At 41.4% G+C, this 10,831-nt stretch carries 7 protein-coding genes; 5 read left to right on the plus strand and 2 right to left on the minus strand.

From position 1 onward, the window contains the following. The first annotated feature begins 182 nt into the window (after positions 1–182). On the plus strand, positions 183–710 hold the full coding sequence (locus tag DXD68_RS21935; RefSeq protein WP_122363597.1) for a 3'-5' exonuclease: 528 nt from the start codon (positions 183–185) through the stop codon (positions 708–710). Positions 711–719: 9 nt separating this feature from the next. On the opposite strand, the gene DXD68_RS21940 is transcribed toward DXD68_RS21935, so the two are convergent. Continuing rightward, complete coding sequence (locus DXD68_RS21940; RefSeq protein ID WP_122363598.1) at positions 720–1,916, minus strand: dicarboxylate/amino acid:cation symporter; 1,197 nt, start codon at positions 1,914–1,916, stop codon at positions 720–722. Then, positions 1,885–3,351 (minus strand): Na+/H+ antiporter NhaC, encoded by a 1,467-nt coding sequence (gene nhaC / locus DXD68_RS21945; protein WP_122363599.1) that lies wholly within the window; start codon positions 3,349–3,351, stop codon positions 1,885–1,887. Before nhaC ends, DXD68_RS21940 begins: the two co-directional genes overlap by 32 nt. A gap of 333 nt (positions 3,352–3,684) precedes the next feature. On the opposite strand from nhaC, the gene DXD68_RS21950 reads away from it, so the two are divergent. The 4 genes from DXD68_RS21950 (at position 3,685) to DXD68_RS21965 (ending at position 10,788) form a co-directional block, all read left to right on the plus strand. Next, a complete protein-coding gene (locus tag DXD68_RS21950; protein ID WP_122363600.1) occupies positions 3,685–4,683 on the plus strand; it encodes a FecR family protein in 999 nt (332 codons plus the stop codon). 122 nt (positions 4,684–4,805) lie between these two features. Continuing rightward, positions 4,806–8,204 (plus strand): TonB-dependent receptor, encoded by a 3,399-nt coding sequence (locus DXD68_RS21955; protein ID WP_122363601.1) that lies wholly within the window; start codon positions 4,806–4,808, stop codon positions 8,202–8,204. 12 nt (positions 8,205–8,216) lie between these two features. Then, complete coding sequence (locus DXD68_RS21960; RefSeq protein ID WP_122363602.1) at positions 8,217–9,857, plus strand: RagB/SusD family nutrient uptake outer membrane protein; 1,641 nt, start codon at positions 8,217–8,219, stop codon at positions 9,855–9,857. 370 nt (positions 9,858–10,227) lie between these two features. Next, positions 10,228–10,788 (plus strand): RNA polymerase sigma-70 factor, encoded by a 561-nt coding sequence (locus DXD68_RS21965; RefSeq protein ID WP_233577269.1) that lies wholly within the window; start codon positions 10,228–10,230, stop codon positions 10,786–10,788. Positions 10,789–10,831 lie beyond the last annotated feature (43 nt).

Here is a 10,831-nt window from a genome sequence, read left to right on the forward strand (position 1 = left end):
TGTCTATTGCCTTGTGAAGTGCATCCCTAAAGTTTTATGTCTAACTTTTGGGGTGCACTTCAGTTCTCTTCGGCATGTTCCATTTGCGATGCATGCCCTGTCTAGTAGAGATTAATAACGGGTTACAAAGGTTTTTCGTATGTTTTTATCTTTATCTTTGTCGTAGTAATCAATAAACTTATATGGAACGCTTTGCCGCAATAGATTTTGAGACTGCCAATGGGAAACGTAGTAGCGTATGTAGTGTCGGGGTTGTTATTGTTGAAGACAATCAAGTTATCGATCAGGTATACAGCCTGATCCGCCCTTATCCGAATTACTATACACAGTGGACTACTGCCGTACATGGACTTACGCCAGCCGATACGAATGATGCCCCCGACTTTGAAGAAGTATGGGCAAAGATCGCACCTAAAATAGTCGATTTACCCCTGGTAGCCCATAACAGTCCTTTCGATGAAGGATGCCTGAAAGCCGTACACCAAACATACGAACTGGCTTATCCGAAATATCAGTTCTACTGCACCTGCCGTTTGTCGCGTAAGATGTATCCGTTCCTGGTGAATCATCAGTTGCACACGGTGGCAGCTTATTGTGGGTATGACCTTAGAAACCACCACCATGCAATGGCGGACGCGTATGCCTGTGCCCATATTGCAGTTACTATGATGCGCGAGAAAGGAGTAGAAACCTTACAGGAATTATTATAACCGGTAGCCTTATTCGGTGACCTCTTCTACGGTTACAGTCTGCTGCTTCCCGGCAATCTTATCGACCACAACTGCAATTGCACCGTCGCCTGTTACGTTGCAGGCCGTACCGAAGCTATCCATTGCGATATAGAGGGCAATCATTAAAGCCTGTAAAGTCTCGTTGAATCCCAGCATGCTCTGCAATAATCCGAGCGCAGCCATAATAGCTCCCCCCGGGACTCCCGGAGCGGCAACCATCGTAATGCCCAACATCATAATGAATCCGGCTAAACCGGCAAACGTTACCGGCTCTCCGGCCATATACATGATAGCCATTGCACAGGCCGTAATCTTCATCGTACTACCGGAAAGGTGAATGGTTGCGCATAATGGAATAACAAAAATAGCGATTGTCTCCCTGACGCCGTTCTTGACAGTCTGAGCCAGTGTCACCGGAATAGTGGCAGCCGACGATTGTGTTCCTAATGCAGTAGCATAAGCCGGCAGCATGTTTCTTAATAACCGGAATGGATTTTTACCGCCGATACTTCCGGCAATCGTGAACTGGATAATCAAAAGTAGCACATGCAGTACGAATATCACGATGATCACTTTCAGGAACATGGCTATAATACTCATCACCTGTCCGCTGACCGTCATATTCAGAAAGATACCGAAGATATGCAAAGGGAGTAGCGGAATAATAATGGCCCCGATAAGTTTGGTTATAATCTTCTGAAAATCGTTGAATGCTTCCCGTAATGCGTTCCCGTCGATATAAGATAGTCCTAGCCCGATTGTAAACGATAATAACAGGGCGGTCATGACATCCATCAATGGCGGCATACCCACGGTGAAATAAGGGAGCAGCATGAAATCTTCCGGATTATCCATGGCTGTGAGTTCCGCATTGGCCGGTAATATATGCGGGAAGATCGCCGAAGTACTGAAAAACGTGAAGAATCCTGAAAAGATCGTCGATCCATAAGCGATCAGAGCCGTGATAGCCAATAGTTTGCCGGCTCCTTTTCCCAGGTCTCCGATGGCAGGTGTCACCAGTCCCAGAATGATAAGCGGGATGGAGAACGAAAGGAAGTTTCCGAACAACGAGTTGAAGGTTACAAAGATACGTGCGATACCGTTCGGCAGAAACTGGCCGAACAACACACCGGCAGCGATGGCAATGACTACTTTAGTCAGTAGCGATACTTTCAGTTTTTTCATTTATCCGTTTGATTTTATACCCGATGGCGGCAACCGTGATGCTCATCAACGGGCTGATTAGATTAAAGAAACAATAAGGTAAATATGTAAGAGTGGCTACACCCAGGATGGTTGCCTGCGTCATACCGCATGTATTCCAGGGTATAAGTACCGAAGTGACGGTCACTGAATCTTCTGTCGTCCGGCTTAATAAACGGCTCTCATATCCTTTTTTCTGGTAGATATCCTTGAACATGTTACCGGTCAGGATGATGGAGATATATTGGTCGGCCGTGCAGATATTTAGAAACAGTCCGGATGCAACGGTTGAAGCAACCAGTCCGACTGTCCGTTTCATAAAGCGGATAAATACGGAAGTGATGCTTCCCAGCATTCCGCTGGCAGTCATAGCCCCGCCGAAACACATGGCACAGATGATCAGCCAGATCGTGTTCATCATGCCGCTCATACCACGGGTAGAAACCAATTCGTTCAAATCCGGATTACCTGTCTGAACCTGTGTGCTGCCATAGAATGTCATGATCAGTCCTTTGAACTGTGATTGCATGCTCTCTACCGACAGACCGGATATTTCCTGTAACAGATGAGGCTGGAAGATCAGGGCGAATACCCCGGCTAAAGCAGTGGAAATAAACAGGGTGATGATAGACGGCACACGTTTGGCTATCAGTATTCCCGTAATGATCGGGACAATCAACAGCCATAAAGAAATATCGAATGTTTCTTTTAAAGATGCGGAATACATGGCAATCTGGTCGGAAGCGGTTGCCTGATGTGTCAGTCCGGCTACGGTAAAGATTACCAGTGTGATCAATATGGACGGGACTGTGGTGATCATCATATACTTGATATGCTTGAACAGCGGAGTGTCCGTGACAGAAGAGGCAAGAATGGTTGTATCGGAAAGGGGAGATATTTTATCTCCGAAATAAGCTCCGGATACAATGGCTCCGGCGATCCAGCCGTCATCAAACCCTTGTGCCTGTCCGATACCTAAGAGAGCGATACCGATCGTTGCTATCGTGGTCCAGGAACTTCCGGTCATGACGGAAACGATTGCACAGATAACACAGGTGGATGTCAGGAAGAAACTGGGATGAATGATCTGCATCCCGTAATAGATCAGTGTCGGAACGACTCCGCTTATCATCCAGCTGCCGGAAAGGGCCCCGATGATCAACAAAATGATCAAAGCCGTAGCCACACCGGAAATATTATTGATCATCGCCAGCTCGATCGCTTTCCAGCGAACTTTGCTGTATCCCATGGCGATCAGGCAACAAACGGCTGTCGCCGTAAGCAATACCACCTGGCTTCCCCCGCTCAGAGCGTCGCTGCCGAACGTCCGGATGGTGACAAACAAAAGGGTTACCAATACAAGTATAGGAACCAGTGATAGTAATGGTGAAGGTATTTTTATGGGATTATGATCCATTTCTGATTATATATATGCTTATGAGTTATTTGGCTGCAAAAGTACGGAAAACATGATTAAGAACTTAATGCTTAATTGATATTTCTTATTTTTTTGCATACTTGTTCTACCCTATATCCTCAAAAATCTCTGAAATCTCGTTTAAAACGAACCTTAAACTCGTTTAAAAGGAAAATAATCTCGTTTTAAACGAAGTTACAGTCCGTTTAAAACGAGATTTTGCCCGTTTAAAACGAAATTTTAAAAAAATAGTCCCTCATCGTATACCCTTCCTCTTCTTTTTCGCGCCTTTATTAAATGAGTGGCGATACTCGGATACTTTAATTGGGATAAATGGATCAAATAGATAAGTATATACAATCGTTTCTGAATGGCTCTCTGGATGCTGAAGGTCATGCTGTTTTGCGACAGTGGATCAAAGAAAAGCCGGAGAACAGAGACTATTTCCAAACCACAGTCGCTGTATGGAAAGCGACTGGTGTGATGTCGAATGCGGAAGGATTCGATGTGGCTGGTGCTATCAGCCGATTTAATAAAAAAACAAAATCGGTAAATCGAATCGATTTCTATCGTCGTGCATTGAGGCTTTCGGCAGCAGCAATCATTCTTTTAGTATGCGGAATTTCTTCCTTATTCTTTTTATGGCAGTCGGAAAGAACGGCTTCTGAGGTGGTGGAAGAATATAAGGAATATGTGGTTGAGGTTCCGGACGGAGCAAAATCAAAAATTACATTTCCGGATGGTTCTGTTGTCTGGCTGAATGCCGGGAGTAAGGTGAAGTATGATTCGAACTTTGCTAAGGCATCGAGAAATGTGGAGCTGACAGGGGAGGGTTATTTTGAAGTAAGCAAGAATAAGGAATTACCATTTGTGGTGAATACTGAGAAATTATCGGTGAAAGTTCTCGGTACTAAATTCAATCTAAAATCCTATGAAGAAGACTCAGAGGTGAAAGTAACCCTCAAAGAGGGCGCGGTGAAGGTCGGAGATTTTCTGACCGATGCCGCCCCGGTCGAGTTGAAACCCAATCAGCGATTTACTTTCAGGAAAGCTGACTTGAGCATGCTGGTGGATTCGGTGGATGCCAGCCATATAGATAATTGGCGCAACGGGGCAATGACTTTTGACAAGGTCCCGCTGGAAGAAATAGCCAAAGAATTGAGACGCCTCTATAACATACCGATCCGGATAGAAAGCGATAGGCTAAAGCAAATAGTCTACTATTCGGATTTCCAGGAAAATGTATCGGTAGAGAAGGTCCTGGAGATATTATCATCCGGTAATAAATTCCGGTATGAGGTGAAACCTGATATAATTCGAATTTTCAATTAACATAAGTCTAACTATAAAGTAAATGTGAATGAGGAAAAAGTAATTGTAACCGTTGGGCGGAAAGAACTCATAAGCCCCAAAAGAATGAAGTAATTAAAAGTTAAATCTTAAACAAGTGAAGTATGAAAAAAACATTTAGAAAATCTGTTCAGGACTTACTGTCTGCAAGGGCAGGACGTTTGGCAAACCTGGCAGGTGTATTTCTGGTTGCCGGAACGCTTTCGCTTAGTGCGAGTACGTATGCAACTGAACATATGCTTTCCTTAAATCTTAAAAATGCCACGATTCGCGAGGTAATTGAAACTATCAAGAGTCAAAGTGAATTTTCATTCAGTCTGGATGTTAAAGACCTGAATCTGGATGAAAAAGTGTCTGTCTCCCTGGACAACAAAACTATCAATGAAGTATTGGCGGTATTGTTTAACGGACGGAATGTACGTTATGAAATTAACGATCGTCATGTGGTAATCACTCGTACTGGACAGGCTGGATCAACGTCTGTTATGCAACAGACAAAACAGATCACAGGTCGTGTGTTGGATGCAAATAATGAACCGGTTATTGGTGCAAATGTTGTAGTGGAAGGTACTACAATCGGTACGGTAACAGATGTAGATGGAAACTTTACGTTGGATGTACCTGCTGGTGCCACATTGAAAATCTCTTATATAGGTTATATTGAACAGAGTATTCCTGTTGGTAATAAATCTGTTGTCTCTATTATTCTGAAAGAAGATTCACAAGCTTTGGATGAAGTGGTTGTGGTTGGTTTCGGTACGCAGAAGAAACTAAACTTGACAGGTGCAGTAACGGCTGTAACCGGCGAGGAAATGGCTAAACGTCCGGTAACGAATACGGCGACAATGTTACAGGGGCAGGTTCCAGGGTTACGTGTAAATCAAGGTTTGGGAACTCCGGGCGATGAGTCTACCTCTTTCCGTGTACGTGGTCAGGGCACTTTCTCAAGTGCCGGTTCCGATCCGTTGGTTTTAATCAATGGTGTTCCCGGTAATATTTCCAATCTGGACCCGAGTGTTATTGAAAGTGTTTCCGTATTGAAGGATGCTGCGTCTGCTGCGATCTACGGTGCTCGTGCGGCTAATGGAGTGATTCTTGTTACAACCAAACAAGGTGCGGACCTGGGGGATGGTAAAGCTCATATTTCATATCATGGAAACGTGGGTTTATATAATCCGACTCGCATGTATGATTTGGTGACTAACTCTGTCGAATATATGGAATTATATAATTTGGCACAGAAAAATTCAGGTACAGGAAAAGCTTATACACAAGAACAGATCGATGCATATCGAAATGGCGGAGGTAGCGATCAGTATCCGAATTTCGATTGGCTGGATTATATGTTCAGGACGGCTGTCGTTCAGAATCATAACTTCTCTGTTGCAGGAAATTCAGGGAAAACAACTTATAACGTAGCTTTGAATTTTGTGAATCAACCGGGTACATTAAAGGGATTTGAATATCAGAAATATAATGCGACGGTAGATTTGACTTCTCAGATCACGGATTTTATTAAGATCGGTACTTATACTAGTATGATGTATGGAGATCGTACTCAGCCACGTCAGGGACAGGATGATGTTTTGTTGTCAACAATGTCACAAGCCCCGACTTATATGCCGTGGTTGCCGGATGATGGTTCCGGAGTACGTCGTTGGACAGGCTCTGCTTATCCGCATGAAGATCATAATAAAAATATGCCTGCTATTATAGCGTCGAATACATCAAAGAAATTCCAAAATTTTGATATCAATGCTCAATTGTGGGTTGAGGTGAACCTCGCAAAAGGTTTGACTTGGCATACAAAAGGCGCTGTTCGTTTGGAGTCTAATAAGTCAAAAGAATGGGGTGGTTCAGATGAACCTGTCTATGATTATCATACAGGAGCGAAGACTGGGAATCTGGATAAAGGAAGCAATGGTCTGACAGTAGAAGACCAGCGTCGTTTTTATCAGAATTTGTACACTTATTTGAAATATGATTATTCGACTCCGAATAAGAATCATAATTTCAATATTATGGTAGGTTATAACCAGGAGTCTGAAAAATATGAGACATTGAAAGCATACAGAAAAGAGTTTGCTTTTGATCTGCCGGTTATCGATGCAGGGTCTAATGCCAATTGGTCTAATGGGGGAAAACAGGAAGAATGGGCTATTCAGTCTGTGTTCGGTCGTTTGAACTATAACTTTAAAGAACGCTATTTGTTTGAAGCCAATATGCGTTATGATGGAACATCGCGTATCTCATCTGAAAATCGTTGGGGTATTTTCCCTTCATTCTCTGTTGGTTGGCGTATTACGGAAGAGGATTTTATTAAAAATCTGAATCTAACCTGGTTGAATAATGCGAAATTGAGAGCTTCCTGGGGACAGTTGGGTAACCAGAACATCGGTTTGTATCCCTATCAGGCCATGATTGAAGGTGTTTCCAATTATCCGTTTGACAAGAAAACAGAGACTGTTGGTTATCAGCAAAAAGCATATGCAAACCGTGACATCAAATGGGAAACAACGACTATAACCGATATAGGGGTTGATTTGCAGGTTTTCAATGGTTTGAGTATGACTTTTGACTGGTATAAGAAAACTACTTCTGATATTTTACGTTCGTCACAGGTGTCTTATCTGTTGGGACTTTCTGCTCCGACAGTAAATAATGGAGAGGTTGAAAATAAGGGTTTTGAAATCGCATTTAACTATAATAATATGATTTCAGAAGGTGTTTTCAGAGGTTTACAATATAATGCAGGTGTCTATTTTGACCGTTCAAGAAATAAATTGACTCAGTTCGGTGCCGAAGAAATCGATGGTTACAAATTGAGAAGAGAAGGGCTCCCTTATAATGAATATTATATGTTGGAATGTATCGGTATTTTTGCGACGGAAGATGAAGTGAAAAATTCACCGAAGCAGTTCAATGATAACACATTACCGGGTGATTTGAAGTATAAAGACCAGAATGGTGACGGTGTAATTGATAATGATGACCGTGTTCCGATGTCCGGACGTTTCCCTGGTTTTGAATATTCTGTGAATCTTGGTGCAAGCTGGAAAGGCTTTGATTTGTCTTTGTTAGGACAAGGTGTTTCCGGAAAGAAATGGTATACGAATGAATGGGGTATGCAGCCATTTCGTCAGGGATCTGCTCCGACTCGTGAGTATATAGAAGGTATGTGGACAGAGGAAAATCCTTATAATGCAGAACATCCAAGATTGTACAATGATAATTTAGGGGGTAATAAGAACACCCGTTCGAATAGCTATTTCTTGCAGAATGCTTCTTATTTCCGTTTGAAGAATTTGACATTCGGATATACTTTGCCGAAGTCTGTTACAGATAAGGTCAAAATGTCGAGAGTCAGAGTTTATTTTTCCGGAGATAACTTGTTGACATTTACAAAATATTATGGCTTGGATCCTGAACGTAATGACGATGGTCGTGCGGCACAGTATCCGCAGAATAGAATTTGTTCATTTGGCTTAAATGTTGAATTTTAAAAGTAGACTACAATGAAAAAAGTAATAAATATAATATTGGCTTCGGCACTATTGGTGGGTTCTACGACATCTTGTAGTGATTTTTTACAGAAAGATCCTCCTTCTTCACCTTCACAATCTATTTTCTGGCAAAAGAAAAGTGACTTTGATTCTGCATTGGCTGGCAGTTTTTCAATGATGTATGAATGGCCTGGAGTTATGTCGCAAATTGTGGCTTGTTTTGATAATCTGACTGATAATTCTATTTGTCAGCACAATGAGGGTACTTATGGCAGTTCACAAACAATTGCTTTGGGCGATTTGGATCCGAACACAGGTGGGTATGTATCCTATATGTATGACCATTGTTATAGAGGCATAGCTCGTATTCATTTGGTTATGGAAAATCTGGAAACTTACCAAGGGGCAGATATGTCGGATGCTGACAAAAGTTTTATTATGGCACAATGTAAAGCATTGAGAGCTTATTATTATTCTTGGTTGTATCAGTGTTATAGGGAAGTTCCTTTAGTAACGTCTTCTCTAACAACAGAAAATATGTATCAGCCAAAAGCTGCCCGTACTGAGATCTATGCTCAGATTATGAAGGATTTTGATGAAGCAATTGCTGCTTTGCCGGATAAACCTTATTCAGATTCACAAATGAGTGGATATTTCACACCGGGGGCGATGAAAGCTTTCAAGGCTCGCTTAATGTTGGCAGAAGCTTATGATGATAATGGTAATGCAGATGCCTCTAAAATGGGTGAGATAGTAGCGTTGCTGGAAGGTATTCAAGGATATGATTTAGCTGACAGGATGAGAGATAATTTTATTTCTGCACAGCAATTGGCTTCTCCTGAAATTATGTTTTCTGTTCGTTATTTAGCTCCTAATACTACGCATAGTATGGATTTATATTATGGGGCATGGACAACATGTGGAGTTACTCGCGATTTAGTGAATGCTTTTGAGTGTACAGATGGTTTGAAGTGGGGTGAGTCTACATTAACTGCAACGGTTAATGAATCTTTATTAGCAACGGGTGCATTGTCTGATGCCAATAATGCAGAAAGAGAAAAATTATTTTCAGATGCAAATGGAGTTCATATTCGTGATCGTCGTTTGTATGAAACTGTTTGTCATAGTGGTTTGGCTGATTTCTCAATAGATGGACAAGAGGGAGATCCTGTTACCATAACCAATCAGATGCAAACAGGTTTCGGTATGATGAAATTACTTCAACCAACCACGGAAATGCCTAGTTATTCAACTGTTTCTGATGCGGATGTTGTTATTCTTCGTTATGCAGAGGTGTTAATGATGATTGCTGAAGCAGAAAATGAAGTGAATGGACCGACTCAAAAAGTGTATAATGCTGTTAATCGGATTCGTGTACGCTCTGGGCAACCAGAATTGCCTACAGGGTTAACTAAAGAACAGATGCGCGAACGTATCCGTAATGAGTGGCGTGTAGAATTTGTATTTGAAGGTCATCGTTATTTCCAATTAAAGCGTTGGAAATTAATGGAAAAACTGGTGAATGGTGCTGCAGATCCAGCTCTGCCGACTTATATAAAGGTATTTAAACCTGCATTTTATTATTTCCCGTTACCACAAACTGAAATTGATAAAGCTGGTGGTGTATTGGTTCAGGATCCGAATTATAAGTAACTTGCTAATTAATATTTGTTGACAATATCGGAAGTATAAACTTTATTTGTACGACAAAGTTGATATTGCCTTTGAATATTAAGATCTATGTAAGAGTATTGTAGTGACTAAAAAAAACGGTCGTTTTTTCTAGTCATTTTTTATGTTGACCAGACAAAATCGATTCAGACCTCTAAAAGTACTAAAAATCTGTGAGATACCATTCGACTGATAGTATAAAAATCAAAAGATTTTCTTGAAAAATAGTGACTAAAAAAAACGACCGTTTTTTTTAGTCACCCGTGTTTTTAAGAAAACTTCATGGTTCGTTTAATGTGTTGATATATAACTCGATGAAGGGTGTTTGTGGCAATATCTTTAATATGTTATAATGGATGCTCGTTATGAATTAGTGAAGTTGCAACAAGGAAATCATAAAACTTTTGAGTTTTTATTCAAAAAGTACTATGTTTTTCTTTGCTATGAGGCACGTTCTTACATCACGGAAAAACATATAATTGAGGAGATTGTCGGAGATGTATTTCGCTGGTTATGGGAAAACAGAGAGACATTGGTCATTACCACTTCTGTCAGAGCTTATTTAGTCCGGGCTGTCCATAATGCGTGCTTGTCATATCTTAGACGAAATCAACCTGAATATATTGAATTGGATGAAACTATTGTAGAGAGGAATACATTATTCTCGCTGGATGAGTCTCCCCTCGATTATGTTCTCTCTAAAGAGCTGATAGAACGGATTGGTAAAGCGGTGAAAGAATTGCCTCCTCAGTATAAAAGGGTTTTTGAACTGAGCCGATATAAAAATCTGACCTATGCCGAGATTTCAGAAGAAATGGGTGTCTCTATTAATGCTGTGAAATTGTATCAGAAGAAAGCGCTGGCACAACTTCGCCAGGTTCTGAAAGAGTATTTGCCGACTTCTCAGAACTAGTCCGATCTGAGAAATTTATTGATATATGCCTAAAAATATATCT

This window comes from Parabacteroides sp. TM07-1AC (genome assembly GCF_003480915.1).
GTDB lineage: Bacteria > Bacteroidota > Bacteroidia > Bacteroidales > Tannerellaceae > Parabacteroides > Parabacteroides chongii.

Excerpts from the sequence above, each read along its gene's own strand:
- nhaC (WP_122363599.1), bottom strand. The coding sequence starts at position 3,351 with ATGGATCATAATCCCATAAAAATACCTTCACCATTACTATCACTGGTT.
- DXD68_RS21965 (WP_233577269.1), top strand. The coding sequence starts at position 10,228 with ATGGATGCTCGTTATGAATTAGTGAAGTTGCAACAAGGAAATCATAAA.
- DXD68_RS21935 (WP_122363597.1), top strand. The coding sequence starts at position 183 with ATGGAACGCTTTGCCGCAATAGATTTTGAGACTGCCAATGGGAAACGT.
- DXD68_RS21960 (WP_122363602.1), top strand. The coding sequence starts at position 8,217 with ATGAAAAAAGTAATAAATATAATATTGGCTTCGGCACTATTGGTGGGT.
- DXD68_RS21950 (WP_122363600.1), top strand. The coding sequence starts at position 3,685 with ATGGATCAAATAGATAAGTATATACAATCGTTTCTGAATGGCTCTCTG.
- DXD68_RS21940 (WP_122363598.1), bottom strand. The coding sequence starts at position 1,916 with ATGAAAAAACTGAAAGTATCGCTACTGACTAAAGTAGTCATTGCCATC.
- DXD68_RS21955 (WP_122363601.1), top strand. The coding sequence starts at position 4,806 with ATGAAAAAAACATTTAGAAAATCTGTTCAGGACTTACTGTCTGCAAGG.